The organism is Nonomuraea sp. NPDC005983 (assembly GCF_040614375.1).
Taxonomy (GTDB): domain Bacteria; phylum Actinomycetota; class Actinomycetes; order Streptosporangiales; family Streptosporangiaceae; genus Nonomuraea.
The window spans coordinates 1-21999 of the sequence record NZ_JBEXUP010000144.1 but is presented as its reverse complement, the minus strand read 5'-3'; the positions used below and the strand labels follow the sequence as shown (position 1 = coordinate 21999).

Genomic DNA, 21999 nt, shown 5'->3' with positions numbered 1-21999 from the left:
TGTGTCCCCCCCGGGGGGGGGGGGGGGGGCGTCGGTTTGGCGGCGGGCGCGGCGCCGGTGGGGGGCCCGGGTGTTGTGCGCGGTGCTCTCCGACGAGCAGCGCGAACAGCTCGCGGCGCTGCTGGACCAGGTCGACGGGCAGTTCCGCTGAAGCGGGTCAGATGACGGCGCCGCCTCCCCTTCTGGGGCATTACCTTCTGGGCATTGAACGTGAGCCCGGCCAGGCACGCAGTCAGCTCGCCGGCCCCGCCTCCCTGGGCCGGTAGCGGCCGGACAGGCGGGCGAGCTTGAGGCTGAGGTGCAGCGCGAGCCGCTCGCCGCCGTCGCTCAGGTCGGTGCGGGCCAGCTCCTGCACCCGCCGCAGCCGGTAGTACAGCGACGTGCGGTGCAGGCGCAGCGTCCTGGACGTGGCCACCGCGCTGCCCGCCAGGTCGAGGTACGTCTCCAGCGTCTCCAGCAGCGGCAGGTGCTGGTCGTCGTCGAGCAGCCGGTCCAGCCCGGGGTGCAGCTCGTGGTCGGTCAGGTGGGTGAGCATCCGGTAGACGCCCAGCCGCGCCCACTCCGCCGAGCGGCCGAGACCGGGCACCCTGGCGGCCACCTCGGCGGCGTGCCGCGCCTCCGCGTACGAGCCCGCCGCCTCGGCCAGCGCCGGTCTGGCCCTGCCGATCCCGACCACGACCGGCACCGACATGGCCGCATGCACCTCCTCGGCGGCCACCGGCACGCCCGCGACCAGCAGCGCCGCGTGGTCGTAGCGGACGAGGTGCAGCGGATGGTGGGCGCTCAGCCGTCGCCGCAGCGCGAGCAGTCCCTGTTCGAGTGCGAGCCGCAGCGCCTGGTCGGGCTCGTCCGACAGCGGCCTGGCCACCAGCACGGTCACCGGCAGCGCCTGCGGGAACGCCCCCGCCTCGATGAGCCGCCTGGCCGCGTCGCGCTCGCCCATCAGCAGCCCCTTGACCGCCTCCAGCTCCCTGTGCGAGGCCAGCCCCGTGGCGAGGCTCTCGTGGAACAGGGCCAGCGCCAGGGCGGGTGCGGTGGCGGCGGCCTGGGCGATCTGCGCGTCGGACATGGCCGGGTCCACGTCGATGAACCACAGGAAGCCGAGCAGCGCGGCGTCGTGCCGCACCGGGACGCAGACGCGCGGCAGCAGCCCGAGATGCGGCGCGCCCGGCGTGCGCAGCGGGGCTGGCGCGTCGTGGATGCCGGCGTCGCGCAGCCACTGGCGGATCTCGGGCGTCGTGTGCCTGCGCAGGATCGAGTCGCGGCGGATGTCGTCCATGGCGCCGCTCTGCTCGCTGTAGGCGACGACGCGTTGCAGCCCGTCTTCCAGCAGCAGCGGCCGGTCGAGGCGCGCGGCCAGCTCGTCCACGGTTCGCTGGAGATCAGCCACCACTCCACCTGGGTGTTTCAACAAATGTCGGAAAGGTTGCTACGGCTCTTCCCTACAACTGATCGATGATCTCCGTCAACATCGTCTATAGCGTCAAGTCGTGAACGTCCCGAAGAAGCTGCTGAAAGGCCTGCTGGCGGCCATCGTGCTGATCCCGGTGAGCCTCATGGCGACCCCCGCTTCCGCAGCACCCCCCAGCGACCCCGAACTCCCCTGGCGCCAGGACCACTGGCCGCAGACCCAGCCCTGGCAGAGCGACGCGCCGGACGAGGCCCAGACGTTGCGTGGCCGTCCCACCGGCGGCGTCAAGCCGATCGACCCGCAGAACTGGGAGAACCCCGACCACATGACGTGGGCGGACTACAAGAAGGTGCCGGGCACCAACTGGAACGAGCCGGGCGTCAAGGGTTCCAAGCGCACCTTCAAGGGCGCGCTGGTGCTGCTCGACTACCCGAACCAGCCGTTCGTGGTGACCCAGCCGCAGAACTCGACCATCTTCCGCAACCCGAGCGCCGAGGCCCACGACATCCCGCGTGACCAGGTGGCCCGGTTCTACCAGGACTTCCTGAACACCCCCAACCAACTCAACAAGGGCCACACCATCCACGAGTACTGGATGGAGGACTCGGGCGGGCGTTACGGCGTCGAGCTGACCGGCTTCGGCCCGTACCAGATGCCGGGCAAGGACCACGAGTACGCGATGGAGTTCCAGGGCGGCACCGGCTGCCCGGCGGGCGACTCGTGCAACAAGAACCTGCGCGCCGACGGGCACAACGCCTGGGTCGGCGACATCGGCGAAGAGGCCGCCAAGCAGTTCGACTTCATCTTCTACCTGAGCGCCGGCCAGGACGAGTCGTCCACCTGGCAGGAGTTCGGAATGATGAAATTTCCGAACAAGGAGGACGTGACCGACGAGTGGGGGCCTGACGACCCCAACCTTCCCAACTGGGTCAAGACCCGCTACGTCGACTGGACGTCCTGGCAGGCCGGATCGACCTTCTGGCCCAACGCCAACATCGGCGTCGACTCCGTCCAGGCAGAGAGCTCCGGCATGGCCGTCTACGCCCACGAGCTCAGCCACATCCTCGGCGTCCTGGACAACTACAACAACCCGTACGGCGTGCCGGCCCGCCGCGCCTACACCGGCATCTGGGAGATGCTCAGCCGCGGCAGCTTCAACGGCCCCGGCGGCCCGCACTCCCGCTGGCTGATCCCGCCCACCGCGGGCGCCTCGATGGGCGCCCAGCACATGCTCCGCAACAAGATCAAGCTGGAGATGGTGGACGAGCAGAACGTGCTGCGCCTGTCACGCGAGGCGCTCGACGAGTCCGGTCTGGTCACCGCCAGGGTCATCGCCCGCGCGGTGAAGCCCGGCAAGGACGAGCTGTCGGGTGTCAACATCGCCTTCGACACCGGTGACAAGAGCCCGGCGTGCTCCACCCAGACCGACCCGCTCTGCGACGGCGGCGGCTACGAGAACTACACCGTCGAGGTCGTGGACCGCGTCGGCACCGACTCCTTCACCCCCGACTCCGGCGTCCTGCTGGCCAAGACCAAGAACCAGGACCGCGCGCCGTTCGAGTGGGTGATCGACGCCAACCCGCAGGACATCGGCATGACCGACTACGTCAAGCCCGACGGCACCAAGGTCCCGATCACGATCGGCGACTACCGCCAGCTGTCCGACGCGCTCTTCCACGCCGGCACCGGCTCCGGCAGCCAGTACGAGTACGTCGACCAGGCCAACCGCCTGCACTTCTACATCACCGACCTGAAGCGCGACCAGAAGGGCACGCTCTCCTACACGGTCGCCGTCCGCTCCCTCGACGGCGCGGGCCCGCAGCAGCGCGGTGTCAAGCTGCTCCCCGGAGCCGGCGTCCCCACCGGCCAGAACCAGTCCACCTGCACCTTCCCGCTGTTCAACACCGGCAAGGCGGCCCCTGCCCAGGGGCAGCACCCGGAGGACGTCAGCGCCTACCTCGACTCCGACGTCTACCGGCTCAAGGCCGAGGTCCTGGGCAAGGGCTGGACCGCCCAGGTGCCCAACGCCCTGGCCTCCGTCGCCTTCGGCAAGCAGGCGATGGTCGCGGTCAACGCCGTGCGGGACGCGGGCGCCGACCGGCTCGCCAAGGTCAAGCTCACCGCCACCTCGGAGAGCGACCCGTCCAAGACGATGACCGCCACCTGTCACGTGATCGGTCTTTGAGCGAACGTTGGGGTACGGCTGGCGCAGGCCGTACCCCATCGGCTTGAATCACCCCCGAAGGGGGTGCTCGGTGACAGCCCAGCTTCCGGACAAACCGCCACAGAGGCGGAGGAAGATCCCAGTGGTGGCGCCCGTCTCCGCAGGCATCGCAGCCGCGGCCGCCAGCATCCTGGCGGCGTCCGTGGATTGGGACATCCCACCCGTCGCCAAGGTCGGCGTGACGCTCACCGCCGCGCTCCTCGTCGGGCTCACCACCTGGGCCACCACCGAGCGCCCCCGAGGGGAGAGCGCCGCCGGCGAGCCGCCCTCCCTCGCGCCCGACCAGTGGCCGCCCGTCCCCGAGCACTTCACCGGCCGCGCCGAGTCGCTCGCCGGGCTGCGCGCCGTCTTCGGCGCGCGCAGGAAGGCCCGTGACGTCGCGCCGCCGCTCGTGGTCTCCCTGTACGGCAGGGGCGGCGTCGGCAAGTCGGCGCTCATGGCCAGGTTCGGGCAGGAGGTCGCCGAGTGGTTCCCCGACGGACGCCTGCACGCCGACCTGCGCGGCGGCGTGGACGCGCCGGTACGTCCCGACGAGGTGCTGATCGGGTTCCTGCGGGCGCTCGGCGTCCGCCTGACCACCGACCCCGGCGGCCTGGACGAACTGCGCAAGCTCTGGCTCACCTGGACCAAGGGCCGCAAGATCCTCATCGGCCTCGACAACGCGCACGGAGCCGACCAGGTCGAACCACTCATCCCGGCCGAGCCCGGCTGCGCGGTCATGGTCACCTCACGCCAGCCGCTGTTCCTCAACGGCACCCACGACACCCGGCTCGGCGTCTTCAGCGAGGCGCACGGCGTCGAGCTGCTCGCCAGGCTCGCCGGCGGCGCGAGAGTGGTGGACGACCTCGACTCGGCCAAGGAGATCGTCAGGCTCTGCGACTACCTGCCGCTGGCGATCAACATCTGCGGCGGCAGGCTCGCCACCCGCGAGCAGTGGACGCTGCGCCAGATGGCCGACCGGCTCGCCGACGAGCGCCGCCGCCTGGACCAGCTCGAACTGGCGCAGACGGTCGACAAGAGCGTCCGCGCGTCGGTGCAGCTCAGCTACGACGACTGCACCGGCATGCAGCGCCGCCTGCTGCGCCTGCTGTCCGGGCTCACCTCACCGGACGTGCCGGGCTGGGTGGCGGGCGAGCTGCTCGACATCTCCGGGCTCGACGGCGGCGACCAGCTCGAAGCGCTGATCGACGCCCAGCTGGCCGAGTGCTCGGGCACCGACCAGACCGGCGCGCTCCGCTACCGCCTGCACGACCTGGTCAAGGTGTTCGCCGCCGAACTGGCCGAGGCCGACGAGCTCGACCGGCGCAGGGCCGCCTTCGAGCGCGTCCTGCACGGCTACCGCCGGCGCGCCGAGGAGGCCGCGCAGGACCGCTGGCCGCAGGACTGGAGCAGGGCGGGCCGCCGCTCCAGCGCCGAGGGCCAGGTGCACGCGGGCGACTGGCTGAACGCCGAACGGCTGGCCCTGATCGCCATGGTCCACCTGGCCAGGCAGCTCGAACTGTGGGAGCTGACCTGGGGGCTCGCCAGGGCGTTCTGCTCGCTCTGCCACTCGCTGCGCGCCTACTGGGCCGACTGGCACGCGATGGCCGAGATCGGCTGCGAGGCCGCGACCCGCACCGGCGACCGGCGGGCGCTGGCCATCTCGCTGCTGGACCGCGCCGCCGTCCAGGCCGGGCTGGGCGGGCACGAGCAGGGACGCGCGGGCGCCGAGCGGGCCCTGGAGATCTTCACCGAGTTGGGCGAGACCTGGTGGGCGGCCAGGGCCAAGCGCACCATCGGCATGACGCTGTTCAGCGACGGCCATCTCGACCGCGCGCAGCAGTACCTGATCGGCGCGATCGCCGCCTTCAAGGCCGAGGAGGACCTGTGGTGGCTGGCCCGCACCCAGCGCAACCTGGCCGAGCTGCGGCTCGCGGAGCGCCGTCCCGAGGAGGCCAGGGAGCTGCTGGAGGACTCGCTCGCCATCTTCAAACGCGACGGCAACCGCTACTCCGAGGCGCAGACCCTGCGCGCCTACGGCGAGGTGTTGGCCGCGCAGGCCCGCGGCATGCACAGGGACGGCGACCACCGAGCCGCCCAGGACGGCTACACCAGGGCGGGCTTCAGCCTCGACCGCGCGGCCGAGATGTTCAGGCAGCGCGGCGAGCTGTGGGAGGAGGCCCGCTGCCTGCGCGCCGCCGGTGAGGTCGGCGACCCGTCGAACCTGTTACGCGAGCTGGACTTCGTCCGCCGGGCAGAGGAGATCCTGGTCGCGCTCGGCGACTCGTGGGGCGTGGCCCGCACCGCGCTCTCCTCGGGCCGGGCCCTGGCCAGGCTCGGCAGGATCGCGGAGTCTGAGGCCGCGCTGCGCCGCGCCGTTCAGGCGTTCGAGGAGCTTGACGACCGCTGGTGGATGGCGCTCAGCCTGCGCTACCTGGGCGAGGCCCACCTCGACGCGAACGGTCCGCGGGCGGCCGTGGAGCCGCTGGAGCAGGCCAGGGAGATCTACCGCAGCCTCGGCAACGAGGCCGGCATGCGCCGGACGCTGGAACTCCTCAGGAGAGCGGCGCCCTGACCAGCTCGCCCGCCGCCCGCCTGGCCATGTCGATGCTCTCCTCGAACATCCTGCGCACGTGCGCGGCCTGGTCGGCCAGCCGCGCGATGTGCACGTGCGCCAGCTCGTCGCGGACCGTGTCGGCGACCAGCTGCTGGTACTCGGGCGTCCTGGCGGCCAGTGCCTCCAGCCGCATGTGCGCGTGGTAGACCCGGTCGGCCCTGCGCACCTGCTTGGCGTACTTCTCCAGGTTCCGGACGCGTTTCGCCAGGGAGGTCCAGGCGGCGTCGAGGGCCGAGGTGTACGGCTTGAACGCGTTCTCCATGCCCGCCGGCAGCTCACGCGGGACCAGCCTGCCGTGCTCGGCGTGCATGGCCGACAGCCGCGCCAGCCGCTGGGAGATCTGCCACTCCTCCTCGGGCAGCGTCACCTGGTTGTCGATGGTGTCGATCAGCCCGGCCCTGTTCACGTCCGAGCTGAGGATCGCGTCGACCGCGTTCTGCGTCCGCCGCAGCAGCATCTGGCACGGGTAGTCGAGGTCCTCCGGCAGGACGTAGCGATGAGCGTGCTCCCTGGCGAGCTCCAGCCGCCGCTTGGCGGACCGGTTGGAGGAGTCCACCGCCAACCAGCGGGTCAGCCCGAAGATACCAAGGCCGACCCCGCCCACCAGCATCGCGCCCGACCTGCTGAGGAGCCACAGGAGCAGCAGCAGACCCGGCACCACGAGCAGCCAGGTCGCAGCGGAGGAGGACTGCGCCGGCTGGCCGGTTCTGGCCATGCGCAGCACATGTGGGCTGGACCGCAGCCGGGCCGAGACCTCCGGAGGCAGCGTCGGATCTGTCACCATCCTCGGGAACGGCGCGCGTGGATACATATGTTCATGCTGCGTTATGAAGCTCGAATTCGCTCATGTTTGGCGGACATATAGGGTCGTGAGGTGAACGAGATGACGAGATGGATCGCTCTGGAAGGCGCTGTCAACGTACGTGACCTGGGCGGACTGCCCACCCGCGACGGCGGGGTCACCCGCTACGGTCGCATCCTCCGCGCCGACAACCTCCAGGGGCTCACCCAGGACGACGTGTCCAGGCTGGTCGGCGAGCTGAAGCTGCGCCACGTCGTGGACCTTCGCTCGAACGCCGAGGTCTCGCTTGAAGGCCCGGGGCCGCTCACCCGGGTGCCCGAGGTGACCCATCACCATCTGACCCTGTTCGCCGAGGGAGGCACGCACACCGACGTCGAGGCCGACACGATCGACGCCGACAAGGTGCTGCCCTGGCAGGAGCGCCAGCTCGACGAGGAGCTCCGGGTCACCGGCTTCTACTACGGCTACCTGCGCGACCGTCCGGAGGCGGTGATCGCCGCGCTGCGCGCGATGTCGCTCAACGACGGCGCGGCCGTGGTCCACTGCGCCGCGGGCAAGGACCGCACCGGCGTGCTGACGGCGTTCGCGCTGGAGGTCGCGGGCGTGACCAGGCAGGCCCTGATCGACGACTACGCGGCCACGGGCGAGCGGCTGGAGCTGATCCTGGGCCGGCTGCGGTCGAGCGAGACCTACCGTGCGGACCTCGACTCCCGTCCGGCCGACGACCACATGCCGCGCCCCCGGTACATGCGGCAGTTCCTCCAGGTGCTGGAGGAGCGGCACGGCGGGCCGCTGGCGTGGCTGGAGTCGTACGGGTGGACCGCCGACGACACGGCGGCCATGCGGGCGCGCCTGCTCGACTGAGCGGGCTTCGCAAAGCGCGGGCTTCCGGGCGTGGTGGCTCGAGGTCCGGTCTGGGCTTGTCAGGCCAAGTGCACGACGATGCCCTGGGTCGATGACAGGTGCGCGGCCTCGATGACCTCGAGCGCGTCGACCACCTCTTCCGGACGCACCGGTGGCGGCGCACCCTCGCGCAGCGTCGCCACCACGCCGCGGTAGAAGTCCAGGTACGCCCCGGGTTCGGTGCGGACGCGCCGGTTGGCCTCGTCGGAGCCGAGCACGCCCCACCGGTCTTCGGCCTCCTCGCCGAAGTCCGGCTCGTCCGGGGCGACGCCCGCGCGCAGCCGGCTCTCCTGGACGTCCAGGCCGTCCTTGACGTAGGAGGCTCGGGAGCCGAGGACGCGGAAGCGCGGCCCCGCCTGGGACGCCAGCGAGCCGGCCCACAGGTGGGACCGGGCGCCGCTGGCATGCGACAGCGCGATGAAGGTGTCGTCGTCGGCGGACACGCCCTCGCGCCTGACGTCGCACTCGCCGTAGACCCGGTGGACCGGGCCGAGCAGCTGCAACGCCTGGTCGACCAGGTGGCTGCCCAGGTCGTAGAGCAGGCCGCCGATCTCCTCCTCGCCGCCGCTCTCACGCCAGCCGCCCTTCGGCGTCGGCCGCCACCGCTCGAAGCGCGACTCAAGGCGCAGCACGTCGCCGAGCGCGCCGTCGTTCACCAGCCGCCGCAGGGTGCGGAAGTCGCCGTCCCAGCGCCTGTTCTGGAAGACCGTCAGCATGAGGCCGCGGTCGGCGGCCAGCCGTATCAGCCAGCGCGCCTCCTCGGCGGTGCGCGCCATCGGCTTGTCGACCACGACGGCCTTGCCCTGGGTGAGCGCCTCGGCGGTCAGGCTGACGTGGGTGCGGTTCGGGGACGCCACCACCACCAGGTCGCACTGGCCCCACAGCTCCTCGGCCTGGGGCACGGCGGCGGCGTCGTACCTGGCGGCGACCTCCTCGGCGCGGTCGCGGTTCCGCGTCACGACCGCCGCAAGCCGCAGCCCGGGCGTGGCGTGGATGAGCGGAGCGTGGAAGTACGCGCCCGCGACGCCGTACCCGATCAGGCCGACCTGGATGTCGCTCATCCGCTCAGGTTAACCCGGCCCTCAGTGATCGTCGTCGCGCTCGGCCAGGAAGCGCTCGAACTGGGCGGCCAGCTCGTCACCCGTGGGCATCTGGACGGGCTCGGCCATCAGGTTCTCGCGCTCCGCGCCGCCCGCGAACGCGTCGTACTGCTGCTCCAGGCCGCTGATCGCGGTGGACAGCTCGTCCGAGGCCTGGATCTGCTCCTCGATCTCCGCGGTCGTGCGCTGGGCCGCCTCGCGCAGGGCGTCCATGGGGAAGACCAGCCCGGTGCCGCGCGTGACGGCCTCCAGGGCGGCGACCGCGGCGTGCGGGTACTCGGCCTGCGACAGGTAGTGCGGGACGTGGATCGCGTAGCCGAGCGCGTCGTGGCCGGCCGCGCCGAGCCGCAGCTCCAGCAGGCCTGCGACGCTGCCCGGCACCTGGACGCGGCCGAACGCGCTGGTCTGGGAGTTGATCAGGCCGGGACGGCTGGCGTGCATGGTCACGCCCAGCGGACGGGTGTGCGGGACCCCCATCGGAATGCCGTGCACGGTGACGAGCTTGCTGACGTTGAGCTCGCCGACGAGCCCGCCGACGGCCTTGACGAACAGCTCCCACTCCCTGTCGGGCTCGGGGCCGCTCAGGATCAGGAACGGGGTGCCGGTGGCGTCGGCGACGGCATGGACGGCCAGCTCGGGGCTCTCGTAGTCGACCCACCTGTCGGTGTCGAAGGTCATGATGGGACGCCGGGAGCGGTAGTCGAGCAGGCGGTCCACGTCGAAGGTCGCCACGACCTGGTGCTCCAGTTCGGCCAGCAGGTGGCCCAGCGCCAGACGTCCGGCGCCTCCAGCGTCGACGAATCCGTCGAAGTGGTACAGCAACACCGGATCAGCCAGCTCGGGCACGTCGCCTGCGAGCTGGTAGAGATCCCTCGGGTCGTACACGGTTGGACAGCCTTTCCCTAGGTACTCTCTCCAGCAACCTCCGGGAAGCCGGAACGATTCCGTGCAGGGCACCCTATCGGGGCAGAATCGGGTGATGGACGTGGCCCCGGAGCCGGAAGAGTTCGCGACACGGATGTTCGACCTGGCGCGGGCGGGCGACACGGAGACATTGATTGCCTACGTCGAGGCCGGTGTACCGGTAAATCTCACCAACGGCAAAGGTGACACTTTGCTGATGCCGGCGGCCTATCACAGTCACGCCGCGACCGTACGGGCGCTCGCGGGGAGGGGCGCCGACCCGGACCGCGCGAACGGCCGTGGCCAGACGCCGCTAGCGGGTGCGATGTTCAAGAAGGAGTCGGACGTGGTCAGAGCGCTTCTCGACGCGGGAGCCGACTCGAACAAGGGAGTGCCTTCCGCGTTGGACACGGCGCGCATGTTCGGCTTGGAGTACTGGCTTTCACCGTAGCGCTATAGCCAAAAGGTGAAGAAAACGAGCCATCCCGCCACATAGCCATGAATGTTGATCATTGCCATCATACTGAGATGGCCACAACCTCGGAACGCGCGACCCCCCTCCGTATCCCCGCGTTACTGTGTCCGTTTGCAAGCGAGGTGAACCCGCACGTCGCCGAGGCAAGCGAAGAGAGCTTCGATTGGCTGCTCAAGTCAGGCATGCTCGACGCGCCGGAAATGCTGGAGCGGTACCAGAACGCCAAGTTCGGCTGGCTCACCGCTCGCGCGTACCCGCTCGTCGACCGGGAGATGCTCAAGCTCCTCATGGACTGGTGCATCTGGTTGTTCGCCTTCGATGACGGCTTCTGCGAAGCCGAGGACTACAGCCGGCACACGGCCCTCATCGCCAGAGAGCTTCCAGAGATGTTCCGGGTCATCCACGACATCGAGCCCGATCAGCCGGCGACCAACGTGTTCGCCAAGTCGCTGCAGGAGCTCAAGGCGCGCATTGCGGTTCACGCCGAGCGCGACCAGCTCGACCGCTGGTGCACAGCGACCAAAGAGTACATCTTCGCGCAGGTCTGGGAGGCGGCCAACAGGGAGTCGGACGTCGTGCCGACTCCCGAAGACTACGTGTTCATGCGCCGCCGAACCGGTGCGATGTACCCCGTTTACGCCCTCATCGATATCGCCAGCCACCGGAGGTTGACGCCCGAAGAATGGCACCATCCGGATGTCCGGGCGCTTACCGAGCACGCCAATGACCTCGTGGTCTGGGACAACGACCTCTTCTCTTACGCCAAGGAGCGCAAACACGACAGTGCCCGGCACAACCTGGTGAATGTGCTCGTCACCCATCGCGGCTACTCGGTGCAGAAGGCTCTCGACGAGGTGGCGACGATGCACGACCGTGCCGTGGAGGCGATGATCGTCCGGCGCGCGTCCGTAGAGGCCTGGGGCACACCCGCGGTGCTGGCCTACGTGCAGGGCCTCGAACACTGGGTACGCGGCCACATCGACTACTCCCTGGGCAGCGCACGTTACGTTCAGGCTTGGCCGCCCGGCACCCGTTGGGCGCAGGCCGTCTGAATGATCTAGGAGGGGGCGTCCAGGTCGTCGCCGGTCGCGAGCGCGGACGCCTCATCCAGGTCGAGTTTGGCGCCTTTCGAGAACGCCTGCCGGTAGTTCTCCGCGCCCAGCAGCCGCTCGCACTCCTTGATGCACTTCTCGTGGTCGACCGTGAGGAACGGAGCACCGAGCATGGGCAACCCGGCCGTCTTCCAGTTCTGATGAAGTGCGCCGAGCAACTGGCTCGCGAGATCGGCCTCTTCCAGCGTGCTGTAGATCCGGGCCATCGTCTCCAACACGATCAGGGTGCCCAGCGTGTCGTGAAAATGTCGCTTGACCCGCAGGCTCTCCTGGGCGTTCGTGAGCGCGAGCGCCCCCTTTCCTGCCTGCAGTCGCGCCAAAGACAGCGCCCACTGCGCGTAGGAGCCGACGAACAGTTCGCCTCGTTCCCTGCACACCTGGAGGCAGTCGGTCAGGAGTGATTCGGCTTCGTACGTCTCGCCCTGCGAAGTGAGCACGATGGCCAGCTCGACAATGGCGGGCAGCAAGCCAGGGTTGAGCTCCTTGTTGTCGGTGTTGAACTCGATCGCGACGCCCAGCAGCGCGCTGGCCTTCTGCAGATCGCCCTGCAGCAGCGCCGCCGTGCCCTGCATCTTGGACGCGAGGATGACCGCCTTGGAGTCGCCGACCTTGACCGCCTCCGTGCTGCACTGCTCGGCCGCCTCCAGCGCGCCCAAACTGTCGCCTTGGGCGCTGCGCACATAGGAGAGAACCCAGAGTGCCTTGCACCGCTGCTTGCTGAGACCCGGGTTCGCCTGCAGGGCGCGCTCCAGGTAGAGCCGGCCTTCGCGGACGAAACCGCAGCACACCCACATGAACCAGAGCGAGGACAGCAGCGTCAGCCCCATCAGCGACTCGCCGGGCGCGCGCAGCGCGTGCTCCAGCGCCACCCGCACGTTGTCGTGCTCCTGCCGCATGCGGACGAACCAGTAGATCTGCCGCGGCCCCGACCAGGCGTCCTCGCTGCGCTGCGCCAGGCTCAGGTAGTACGCCAGGTGCCGGTGGCGCATCTTCTCGGTCTCGCCCAGCTTCTCCAGCCACTCCTCGCCGTACTGGGCCAGCGTGTCGATCAGCTTGTAGCGGACGCCCGCGTGGTCGCTCCTGATCATCAGGATCGACTTCTCCACCAGGCCCGTCACCAGATCGGTGATGTCCTCCTGCGGCAGGCGCTCGTCCGCGCAGACGGAACGGGCGGCGTCGAGCTCGAAGTCGCCCGCGAACACCGACAGCCGCGCCCACAGCAGCCGCTCGGCGGGCTCGCACAGCTCGTGGCTCCAGCCGATGGCCGCCCGCAGGGTCTGGTGCCGGGGCAGCGCCGTGCGGCTCGCGCCCGCGAGCAGGCTGAACCGGTCGGTCAGCAGCCCCAGGATCTGGTCAACCGACAGCGCGCGCAGCCGCACCGCCGCCAGCTCGATGGCCAGCGGGATGCCGTCGAGACGGCGGCACAGCTCCGCCACCGCCCCGATGTTCTGCTCGTCGAGCACGAAATCGGGCAGCACCGCGCCGGCCCGCAGCGCGAACAGCTGCACCGACTCGTTTGTGAACAGGCTCTCGGCCGGATCGTCGCCCGGCACCTGCAACGGCGGCACCGGCACCACGTGCTCGTACGGCAGGTGCAGCGACTGGCGGCTGGTGGCCAGCACCTTCAGGTTCGGGTTGCTCTCCAGCAGCTCCTCGACCAGCTCGGCGCACCCCTGCACCAGGTGCTCGCAGGTGTCGATGATGAGCAGCATCTGCCGGTCGGCCACCCACTCCGACAGCGACTCGGACTCGGTGCGCGGCGACTGGTCGGCGATGCCCAGCGCGGACGCGATCGTGTGCTTGACCATCCCCGCGTCCTGCAGCCGCGCCAGGTCGGCGAACCACACGCCGTCCTGGTACTGCCCGCGGATCTGGTGAGCCAGGCGCAGCACCGTGCGCGACTTGCCCACCCCGCCGATGCCGGTGACCGTGACCAGGCGCGACTCACTGAGATGCCGCTTAAGGTTGGCGAGCAGGCGTGTCCGGCCCACGAAGCTGGTCAGCTCCGCGGGCAGATTGCCCTCTCGCCGCCAGCCGGTCGGGGTGGCCATGGGCGACCTCACGGGGGGATAGGGGACACCTGCCATCGCATCGTACCCCCGCAGATTCGGGCTGTCCTTGGACCTGCGGCCGGACCGGGGGCGGGTTTGTTCTTCTCGGTAGCATGTATCCCGTGAGCGAATTTCTCCCTGAGCAGACGGGCGACGACACGGACCTCGGGTGGGGCGAGTGGCGCGACGACGACTCCGACGCCTTCTACCTCGACAACAAGCCGCCCCACTGGGCCTGAGCTCGCCTCAGCTGACGCTTTAGCTGACCCACTAGCTGACTACGTCCTTGTGGCGGAAGCGGCGGAAGGCCACCGCGATGAGGATGGCGGCGTAGGTGATCGACACCGAAGCGCCCTTGGCCATGCCGCTCCAGTCGAGCTCCGGGGCCAGGGCGTCGATCCAGGCCGTGTTCCAGAAGGTCGGCAGGAACTCACGCAGGACCCCCAGAGCCTCGACCGCCTGGAGGATGTTGCAGACGATCCACAGGCCCACCGCGCCGCCCACCGCGCCCAGCGGGGAGTCGGTGACGGTGGAGATCAGGAAGGCCAGCGCCGCCACCACGAGCTGGCTGACCAGCGCGTAGCCGATGACGATGCCGAATCGCGGCAGCACGTCGAGCGCCGGGATCGTCTCGCCCGTGCCGGGAACCTGGATGTCGTTCCAGCCGAAGGCCAGGGTGCCCGCCAGGAGGGCCATCAGCGGCAGGCAGGTGACGGCCGCGGCCGAGTAGCCGAGGGCGACGACGAGCTTCTGGCGCAGCAGGCGGTCGCGGGGGACCGGCGCCGCCAGCAGGTAGCGAAGCGACGACCAGCTGGCCTCGCTGGCCACCGTGTCGCCGCAGAACAGCGCCACCGCCACCACCAGCAGGAAGGTGGCCGACACCGACAGGGCGAACGCGGCGAAGTTCAACCCGCCGGCCGTGGCCAGGTCGGAGATGCGCAGCGCCGTCTGCTGCCCATTCGGCTGCGGCCCGAACTGGAAGGCCACCACCAGGATCCAGGGCAGGGCGAGCAGCAGGCCGAACATGACGAGGGTGCGGCGGCGCTTGAACTGCCGGACGATCTCCACGCGCAGCGGCAGTGTCCGGCGGGGCGCGTAGCCCGTCGCGGCGGTCATCGAGACTCCTCGAGCGTGGAAACCCCCTGCTTCAGGCGGGGGAGGAAACGCTGCGCAGTGCCGCAGAGTTCGGTACCGTATGCGACGGCGGCGATAACCAAGCTGCCGAACGAACGGTCTGTGGTGTTCTCGCCGCCGGGCTGGCGGAGAGGTGAAACGCCTGTGGAGCCGGTGTAAGACCTCAAGGAGAGCTCCTCTCTCTGGCGGGCGGTCGGCGGTGAAGCAGGAAGACTCACGGGTGACCGTGGGACTCCCCTCGTTCACGAGGGGGAGGAGGTCAAGACTTCTCTCCGATCAGGTCGAGGAACACGTCCTCGAGGCGCGGCCCGTGGCCGTTGGTGGAGGTGGCCGCGCCGAGGAGCGCCGACACGGGGCCTGTGGAGACCAGGCGCCCCCTGTGCATGACGACGACGTGGCTGCAGGTCTGCTCCACCTCGGCCAGCAGGTGACTGGAGACGATCACCGTACGACCGTCGCGGGCGTACCGCTTGAGCACCTCGCGCATCTCCCTGATCTGGGGTGGGTCGAGCCCGTTCGTGGGTTCGTCGAGGACCAGCAGGTCGGGCAGGCCGAGCATCGCCTGGGCGATGGCCAGGCGTTGCCGCATGCCCTGCGAGTACGTGCGGACGGCCCGTTCCAGCGCCTTGCCCAGCCCCGCGATCTCCAGGGCCTCGTCGAACCGGGCGTCCTGCGTGGGGCGGCCGGTGGCGGCCCAGTACAGGTGCAGGTTGTCGCGACCGGACAGGTGCGGCAGGAAGCCCGGCCCCTCGACGAACGACCCCAGCCTGGACAGGACCGGCGCGCCGGGGGTGACGGGGTCGCCGAAGATCCGGATCTCGCCGCTGTCGGGGCGGATGAGGCCCATCATCATCCGCATCGTGGTGGTCTTCCCGGCGCCGTTCGGCCCGAGCAGCCCGAGCACCTGCCCGCGCTCGACCCGGAACGACAGCCCGTCGACGGCCAGCTCCCCGTTGCGGTACGCCTTGGTGAGCCCGTTGATCTCCAGCGGTACGCCCTCGCCGGCAGCGGTGGTCGCGCCGTTGAGGTGGGCCGCCCCGTTGACCGAGGGAACAGCGGAGGCCGTCGCGGGCTCCGGGGGAACGGAGGGGGTCGCGGGCTCAGGGAGAGCGGAGGCGGTCGCGGGCTCCGGGAGCGCGGTGGCCGGGCGGCGGAGCCGGGACGGCGTGCGGCCCGTCGCCAGGAGGACGGCGGCCACGGCGACGGCGGCGAGCGGCATGGCCCAGACCCACCAGGCGATGCCCGTCGCCGGCGCGGCGAGGGCCGGGACCGTGGGGACGGCGAGGGAGGGGGAGGCGAGCGCCACCCGGTAGGACGCGGGCTCCGCCGGTGTCGCGTAGCCCATGTCGGTGGTCGTGACCATGAGCCGCAGGCGGTGGCCGGGGGCGAAGCGGTAGTCGACCGCCGGAAGCGTGATCGTCGCGTCGGCGCTCTGCGCGCCTTCGGGGATGGTGACGCGGAACGGCGCGACCAGGCCCGCGGGCAGGATGGGCGGCTGGGCGGTGTCGGCGACGTCGTAGAGCTTGCCGAACAGGGTCACCTCGCCCTTGCCGTAGACCCTGATCTTGGCGGTCGGACCGCCCGTGAGCTGGAGCGGCGCGCTGAGCGGCGGCGACTCGAAGGAGGCACCCTGGCCCGGCATGTCGATCGACACGCTCACGTTGCTCTGGCCGCCCCCGCCCAGCAGGCCGCTGACTCCGGGGACGGTCGACACCGAGGCGGGGGCGCCGCCCGGCGGGTTGGCGATGTTCTGCTCGGGGCCGTTCAGCGTGACCTGCGTGGTGGCGGTGCCGCCGAGGCCGGGGTAGGAGCCGGTCTCCGGGTGCAGGCGGATGCGCTGGCGGGTGCCCGGGTCGCGGCCGCCGTCGCGGGTGACCGTGAAGGCCGGGGCGGTGGCGATGTTCTCGCCCTTGAGGTAACGCCCCAGCCAGGCCGTGGTCTGGTCGTGCACCCAGTCGGCCTCGCCGTTGCCGCCGTCGTGGCCACCGTCGAACCAGGCGAGGCTCACCGGGGTGCCCGCGGCGGCGATGGCCTTGGCGTTGGCGTCGGCCTGGCCGAGCGGGAACAGCGAGTCGCGCTGCCCCTGGATGAGCAGCGTCGGGGCCTTGATGCGGCCCGCGACCTCGACCGGGCTGGACCGCCGCAGCAGCGCGACGGCCTCAGGCGTGGCCTTACCGGCCTTGGCGACCTGCTGATACGCCTCGCAGATCGCGGGCAGGAACCGGCCGCACCGCGCCTGCTCGGCCGTCATCGGGCCGGACCGCCGGCTGAGCGCGTCGAGCCCCTGGATCGGGCCGCTGCCGCTGCCGAAGAAGAAGCCCGCCCACATGCGCTTGAACACGCCGTGCTCGGGCCCCTGGCCGGTGGCGTTCGGGAAGAGCGCGTCGGCCAGGTCGGACCAGGTGATCTGAGGGACGATCGCGTCGACCCGGGTGTCGTGGGCGGCCGTCATCAGCGCGATCGAACCGCCGTAGGAGCCGCCCGCGATGCCCACGCGCGGGTCTCCGGGCTTGTCGAGCCGCACCTCAGGACGCTTGGCCAGCCAGTCGATGAGCTGCTTGACGTCCTTGACCTCGTAGTCGGCGGAGTTGAGCGCGATCTCGCCGGTGGACCGGCCGAAGCCGCGCGCCGACCAGGTGAGCACCGCGTAGCCCTCCTGGGCGAGACGGACGGCCTGCTCGCGCATGCTCTGCTTGCTGCCGCCGAAGCCGTGCGCGAGCAGCACGGCGGGCGCCTTCCCGCCGCCGGGCGGGGGGAAGAAGGTGGCGTCGAGGTCGACGCGTTGGTCGTCGGCGGGCCCGTCAACGACGGTGATCGTCTGGTCCTGGCCGCGCACCTGCGGAGCCGACGGCCACACCAGCCACGTCGCCACCCCGAGAAGGGCCAGCACCGCGACCAGCGCGGCCACTCGTTTCATGCCGTGAGCCTACTTATCCGACCTGAGAGATCGCTGAGACGTGTCATCGGTGCTGGTCGAGCCCGCCTCCGGCCGATTCCCCCGCGAGCACGGCCGTGGGGCGCCGGCGGTCGTCGCGCAGCGGTGCGGCCCGCCGCCCGCGGACGGACGTCAACCGAGGAGCGCATAGACCGTGCTGGCCCGCGCGACGGGCTCGACCACCCCGTCGGCGGTCAGCGTGACCTCGGAGAACGCCAGCGTGCGGCCCAGCTTGGTGATGCGGACGTCGACCAGCACGTCCTTGCCCACCACCGGACGCTGGAAGGTGGTCGACTGCTGGACCGTGGTCATCGGCACGAACCCGCCCCTGGCGGAGGAGATCGCGATGACCGTGGCCGTATCGGCCGCCGCCATCATCGCCTGGCCGCTCAGCCCGCCGCCCTCCCTCGCCAGGGACTCTGACCACGGCAGGCGGACGATCGCGTGCCGCTCGCCCGTCTCTTCCACGCGCAGCCCCAGCTGCTGCACCCAGGGCGCGAAATAGTCGCGGAGAATCGCTTCTCCTTCTTCTGGAGTCACGCGCTCATCATGCACGCTGGACCCCATGAGCGAGGAGATGCCGCAAGCACCTGTGGACAACTCCCGGCAAGGTCCGCTCGCTGTGGACGACGTCTTCCTGCCGTCCACCTACGCGCAGGCCGTCCCGTACGAGCTGTTCGCCCGGCTGCGGCGGGAAGCTCCCGTCTGCCGGATTCCGGAGCCCGCGGTCGGGCCCTGGCGCGAGGGGCCAGGGTATTGGGGCGTGTTCCGGCACGCCGACGTCAAGCACGTGCTCAGGACCCCCGCCGACTTCTCCTCGCACCTGGGCGCCACCCAGATCCGCGACCCCGACACCCCCGCCGACCTGGCATTCGTCCAGTCGATGATGTTGAACACGGACCCGCCCGACCACTCCAGGCTGCGCAGGATCGTGGCGGCGGCCTTCACCCCCAGGGCGGTGCGCGCGCTGGAGAGGACGATCGCCGAGCGCGTGGCGTCCCTGTTCGCTGAGGGGTTCGCTGAGGGGTTCACCGAGGGGTTCGCTGAGGGGTCTACCGAGGGCGCGTGCGACTTCGTGGACGTCGCCGCCGACCTGCCCGTCTGGACGCTGGCGCACGTCATGGGCGTGCCGCCACAGGACAGGCGGCTGCTGTACGACTGGGCCTCGCGGGTCATCGGCTACCAGGACGCCGACTACGCGGGCCTGTCGACGGCCGAGGCCGAGTCGCTCAGCCCGATCGGCCGCCTCGCCGTCGCCTCCCGTCCCGAGCTGCGACCCGGCACGAACCCGCGGTCGAGAGCCGCGCTGAAGGACATGTTCGCGTACGCGCACGCGCTCGCCCAAGCCCCGCTGGACGAGGAGTCCGTCATGGCCGCCATGCTCAGGGGCGGCCTGACCGAGGCCGAGTTCGAGAACATGTTCTTCCTGTTCGCCGTCGCGGGGAACGAGACGCTGCGCAACGGCATCCCGGGCGGCCTGCTCACCCTCCTCGAACACCCCGGCCAGCTGGCCAGGCTGCGCGAGAACCCGGCGCTGCTGGACACGGCGGTGGAGGAGATGCTGCGCTTCTGGCCGCCGGTCATGGACTTCAGACGGACGGCCACCCGCGACCTTGTCCTCGGCGGGCAGCGCATCGGGGCGGGCGAGAAGGTGGTCGTCTACCACGCCTCCGCCAACCGTGACCCGTCCGTCTTCGCCGACCCTGACCGCTTCGACGTCGGCCGCACCCCCAACGACCACGTCAGCTTCGGGTTCGGCCCGCACTTCTGCCTCGGTGCGCACCTGGCGAGGGTTCAGATGCGGGCGGTGTTCGGCGAACTGCTCGCCTGGGACGTCACGCCGACGGGCACGCCGCAGCGGCTCACGTCCAACTTCCAGAACGGTCTCAAGCGCCTGCCCGTGCGGCTGCGCCGCCGCTAGAGAACGGGCCGGCCGCTTCGGCGCACGGGTGAGATCGACGGCAGGGACGACGCACAGGTCGGCCGTCCGCTGGGAGGCGTTTCGCGCGGCCTCGATTTGCCCCGGAAACGCCCGGAATCGCGGAAGGTCGCCCGTGCATCCGTCCGATACCAGGGCATCGCGGGCCGGGGCGTCAGATGACCGTAAGATGTGCTGCCGTGAAGCCTCCAGCAATGTTCAAGAGCGCCGCCGACTGGGCCCTTCCGTACTGGACGCGGGGCCTGCCCGGCCGCGACACTCCGCAGGACCTGTTCAGGGTCCTGTACTACGGATGGCTGGTGGCGTTCGCCCTCAAGGTGCTCGGCTCGGCCTGGGATGTGTCCTGGCACTTCAAGTGGCTCCGCGACGACCTCGCGCCGCCGCACCTGCTGAACTCGGTGGGCACCGCCCTGGCCGTCGCGCTGACCGTCGTCCACGGCTACACCGGGTACGGGGTCGACAAGGCCGCGCTGAGGCTGATCCAGTGGGGAACCGGGATCTTCCTCGTCGCGGTGCCGCTCGACCTGATCAACCACCGGGTCAACGGCCTCGACATCACGTCGTGGAGCCCGTCCCACATCATGCTCTACCTTGGAACGTTCTTCATGATCGCCGGAGTGGTCCGCGGCTGGTTCACCGGCGCGCCGCCCGGGCGCGAGCGCACGGTCGTGCTCGGCGCGTTCTTCGCGTTCTTCCTGGAGAACGTGCACTTCCCCGAGCAGCACCAGGAGTACGGCATCCTGTCGATCGGCGCCTGGGACAACCACGCCACCTACGCGGAGCCGATCCTGCTGCGCTTCGCCGCCGACCAGATGGGACGCCCGGTCGACCGGGTGATGATGACCGGCTTCGCCCTGCCGGTCCCCGACTTCCTCTATCCCGTGTACGCGGTCGTCGTCGGGGTGGCCGTGCTGGTCGTGGCCCGGCTGATGATCGGCAGGTTCGGCGCGGCCACGCTGGTGGCCGCCTCCTATGTGGGCTTCAGGACACTGATCTGGCCGCTGCTCACCTACACCGGGTTTCCGCCGTCCGCCGTGCCGTTCTTCCTGGTGGTCGGGGCGATCTTCGTGGATCTGGCGTTCGCCGTCCGGATACCGGTGGTCCGCGCCGTGCTCGGGTCCGTCGTGGTGACGGCCGTGGCGTACGGGACACTGACCGTGCAGAGCTCGCTCATGGGTCACGTGTACGGCCTGCTGAAGGGGCAGTCGGGGCTGCTGGGGGCGCCGCCCCTGGCCACGTCCTCGGCGGTGTGGGCCGGGCTCGGGCTGCTCGCCGCGTGGCTGGCCGCGGAGTGGCTGGTCGGCAGGCGGACGCGTCAGCCGATCGAGGCGCGGGTGATGGCCACGGCCACCCCGTAGGCCAGCCCCATCACCGCCAGCTCGGCCGTCATCCAGCCCGCCACCCGCGTGGCCAGGCCCTCGCGGATGCCCGGCAGCAGGCGGAAGCGGATGTGCGCGGCCAGCGGCACCAGCAGCGCCACCAGCGCCAGCTTGACCACGACCAGCAGCCCGTAGGGGCTGGTCACGATCGCGCCGGGCAGCTCTACGCCGGGCGTCAGCGCCATCGTGCCCAGCCCCGTGACCAGGCCCGACAGGCCGACCAGCAGCAGGCAGACGGTCGCCATCCGCGAGAAGCGGGGCAGGGCCACGGCCAGCAGCTCCGGGCGCGGCGTGAGGTACACCGCGATCGCCGCCAGGCCGCCCACCCACGCCGCCGCCCCCATCACGTGCGACTCCATCGAGATCATGATGGGGTCGTGCCACACGGAGTTCACCGCGTGGCCGGTGACCGGGATCGGCAGCAGCCCGAACAGGGCCACGATGACACGCAGCTCGGCGGGCACCTTCTCGCCGAACCGCACCGCCATCAGGCCGATCCCGGCCGCCGCCAGCGCGCAGGCGGCGCTGAACAGCAGGCCCTGGCCGGTGCCCACGCTGCCGACGTATCCGGCGATCATCTCCACGGTGGGGACACCGCCGGGGTTGAGCTCCGCCGTCTGGAAGACGATCGTCAGCAACGCGCAGACCGCCCAGCCCCACGCGGCGGTGACGGCCACCGGGCGCGCCCGGCGCATGACCGGCTCCGTCGACTCGGGCCGGTCGAACCCGAGCAGCTTGGGCAGCAGGCTCAGCCCGACGACGGCCACGGCGCACAGGTCGAGCAGCACCCGTACGACGGGCAGCCCCACGGCCACGACCGGCCCCGGCATCGGAATCCCCGGCACGTCCTCCTCGGCGGTGAATGTGCTGGCGGCCACGGCGGCGACGATCGCGCACACCACGAACGGCCCGGCCACCATCCGCCGCCCGAGCAGCTGCGGCGAGGTTGTGGCGACACTCACGACCGGGCCCCCTCATCCTGCTGCGCCGTGTTCTGACCGGGGTCGGGGGTGGGGCGGGCGCGCCTCAGCGCGA

The 21999-nt window shown here is 70.7% G+C and carries 16 protein-coding genes; 7 read left to right on the top strand and 9 right to left on the bottom strand.

Features of this window, described 5'->3' with window-relative positions; all coding sequences use genetic code 11:
* Positions 1–232: 232 nt before the first annotated feature.
* Positions 233–1390, bottom strand: coding sequence for a helix-turn-helix domain-containing protein (locus ABZ297_RS38675; RefSeq protein WP_355356879.1), 1158 nt, complete (start codon positions 1388–1390; stop codon positions 233–235).
* Positions 1391–1490: 100 nt separating this feature from the next.
* On the opposite strand from ABZ297_RS38675, the gene ABZ297_RS38670 reads away from it, so the two are divergent.
* A complete protein-coding gene (locus ABZ297_RS38670) occupies positions 1491–3596 on the top strand; it encodes a M6 family metalloprotease domain-containing protein (protein WP_355356877.1) in 2106 nt (701 codons plus the stop codon).
* Between the two features lie 124 nt (positions 3597–3720).
* On the top strand, positions 3721–6189 hold the full coding sequence (locus ABZ297_RS38665) for a tetratricopeptide repeat protein (RefSeq protein WP_355356875.1): 2469 nt from the start codon (positions 3721–3723) through the stop codon (positions 6187–6189).
* Here ABZ297_RS38665 and ABZ297_RS38660 read toward each other — a convergent pair.
* Positions 6170–7042, bottom strand: coding sequence for a hypothetical protein (locus ABZ297_RS38660; protein ID WP_355356873.1), 873 nt, complete (start codon positions 7040–7042; stop codon positions 6170–6172). The genes ABZ297_RS38665 and ABZ297_RS38660 overlap by 20 nt on opposite strands.
* Positions 7043–7114: 72 nt before the next feature.
* Here ABZ297_RS38660 and ABZ297_RS38655 point away from each other — a divergent pair, with 72 nt between their 5' ends.
* Entirely contained in the window at positions 7115–7897 is a 783-nt protein-coding gene (locus ABZ297_RS38655; RefSeq protein ID WP_355356871.1) for a tyrosine-protein phosphatase, read from the top strand.
* A 59-nt stretch (positions 7898–7956) separates the two neighbouring features.
* On the opposite strand, the gene ABZ297_RS38650 is transcribed toward ABZ297_RS38655, so the two are convergent.
* Positions 7957–8997 carry a Gfo/Idh/MocA family oxidoreductase gene (locus ABZ297_RS38650; protein WP_355356869.1) on the bottom strand — a complete coding sequence of 347 codons (1041 nt, stop codon included), beginning with the start codon at positions 8995–8997 and terminating at the stop codon, positions 7957–7959.
* 21 nt (positions 8998–9018) lie between these two features.
* Positions 9019–9921 (bottom strand): PAC2 family protein, encoded by a 903-nt coding sequence (locus ABZ297_RS38645; protein WP_355356867.1) that lies wholly within the window; start codon positions 9919–9921, stop codon positions 9019–9021.
* A 94-nt stretch (positions 9922–10015) separates the two neighbouring features.
* On the opposite strand from ABZ297_RS38645, the gene ABZ297_RS38640 reads away from it, so the two are divergent.
* Complete coding sequence (locus ABZ297_RS38640) at positions 10016–10390, top strand: ankyrin repeat domain-containing protein (RefSeq protein WP_355356865.1); 375 nt, start codon at positions 10016–10018, stop codon at positions 10388–10390.
* A gap of 77 nt (positions 10391–10467) precedes the next feature.
* A complete protein-coding gene (locus ABZ297_RS38635) occupies positions 10468–11466 on the top strand; it encodes a hypothetical protein (RefSeq protein WP_355356863.1) in 999 nt (332 codons plus the stop codon).
* 5 nt (positions 11467–11471) lie between these two features.
* Here ABZ297_RS38635 and ABZ297_RS38630 read toward each other — a convergent pair whose 3' ends face one another.
* From ABZ297_RS38630 to ABZ297_RS38615, 4 genes are all read right to left on the bottom strand, one after another.
* A complete protein-coding gene (locus tag ABZ297_RS38630; protein ID WP_355356861.1) occupies positions 11472–13577 on the bottom strand; it encodes an ATPase in 2106 nt (701 codons plus the stop codon).
* Between the two features lie 270 nt (positions 13578–13847).
* Positions 13848–14693 (bottom strand): ABC transporter permease subunit, encoded by an 846-nt coding sequence (locus tag ABZ297_RS38625; protein WP_355356859.1) that lies wholly within the window; start codon positions 14691–14693, stop codon positions 13848–13850.
* A gap of 277 nt (positions 14694–14970) precedes the next feature.
* Entirely contained in the window at positions 14971–17628 is a 2658-nt protein-coding gene (locus ABZ297_RS38620; RefSeq protein ID WP_355356857.1) for a CocE/NonD family hydrolase, read from the bottom strand.
* Between the two features lie 150 nt (positions 17629–17778).
* On the bottom strand, positions 17779–18186 hold the full coding sequence (locus ABZ297_RS38615; protein WP_355356855.1) for a PaaI family thioesterase: 408 nt from the start codon (positions 18184–18186) through the stop codon (positions 17779–17781).
* A 25-nt stretch (positions 18187–18211) separates the two neighbouring features.
* Between ABZ297_RS38615 and ABZ297_RS38610 the strand changes: the two genes are divergently transcribed.
* Both ABZ297_RS38610 and ABZ297_RS38605 read left to right on the top strand, forming a co-directional pair.
* Positions 18212–19567, top strand: coding sequence for a cytochrome P450 (locus ABZ297_RS38610; RefSeq protein ID WP_355356853.1), 1356 nt, complete (start codon positions 18212–18214; stop codon positions 19565–19567).
* Between the two features lie 197 nt (positions 19568–19764).
* Positions 19765–20943 (top strand): hypothetical protein, encoded by a 1179-nt coding sequence (locus tag ABZ297_RS38605; protein ID WP_355356851.1) that lies wholly within the window; start codon positions 19765–19767, stop codon positions 20941–20943.
* Here ABZ297_RS38605 and ABZ297_RS38600 read toward each other — a convergent pair.
* Positions 20901–21926: a CopD family protein gene (locus tag ABZ297_RS38600; RefSeq protein ID WP_355356849.1), complete on the bottom strand. Its 1026-nt coding sequence runs from the start codon at positions 21924–21926 to the stop codon at positions 20901–20903. The two genes, ABZ297_RS38605 and ABZ297_RS38600, sit on opposite strands and share 43 nt — an antisense overlap.
* Between the last annotated feature and the right edge of the window lie 73 nt (positions 21927–21999).

What these genes read in the sequence shown, in the direction of transcription:
- ABZ297_RS38635 (WP_355356863.1), top strand. Translation starts at nt 10,468, where the DNA reads ATGGCCACAACCTCGGAACGCGCGACCCCCCTCCGTATCCCCGCGTTA.
- ABZ297_RS38620 (WP_355356857.1), bottom strand. Translation starts at nt 17,628, where the DNA reads ATGAAACGAGTGGCCGCGCTGGTCGCGGTGCTGGCCCTTCTCGGGGTG.
- ABZ297_RS38610 (WP_355356853.1), top strand. Translation starts at nt 18,212, where the DNA reads ATGAGCGAGGAGATGCCGCAAGCACCTGTGGACAACTCCCGGCAAGGT.
- ABZ297_RS38625 (WP_355356859.1), bottom strand. Translation starts at nt 14,693, where the DNA reads ATGACCGCCGCGACGGGCTACGCGCCCCGCCGGACACTGCCGCTGCGC.
- ABZ297_RS38655 (WP_355356871.1), top strand. Translation starts at nt 7,115, where the DNA reads ATGACGAGATGGATCGCTCTGGAAGGCGCTGTCAACGTACGTGACCTG.
- ABZ297_RS38640 (WP_355356865.1), top strand. Translation starts at nt 10,016, where the DNA reads ATGGACGTGGCCCCGGAGCCGGAAGAGTTCGCGACACGGATGTTCGAC.
- ABZ297_RS38660 (WP_355356873.1), bottom strand. Translation starts at nt 7,042, where the DNA reads ATGTATCCACGCGCGCCGTTCCCGAGGATGGTGACAGATCCGACGCTG.
- ABZ297_RS38650 (WP_355356869.1), bottom strand. Translation starts at nt 8,997, where the DNA reads ATGAGCGACATCCAGGTCGGCCTGATCGGGTACGGCGTCGCGGGCGCG.
- ABZ297_RS38630 (WP_355356861.1), bottom strand. Translation starts at nt 13,577, where the DNA reads ATGGCCACCCCGACCGGCTGGCGGCGAGAGGGCAATCTGCCCGCGGAG.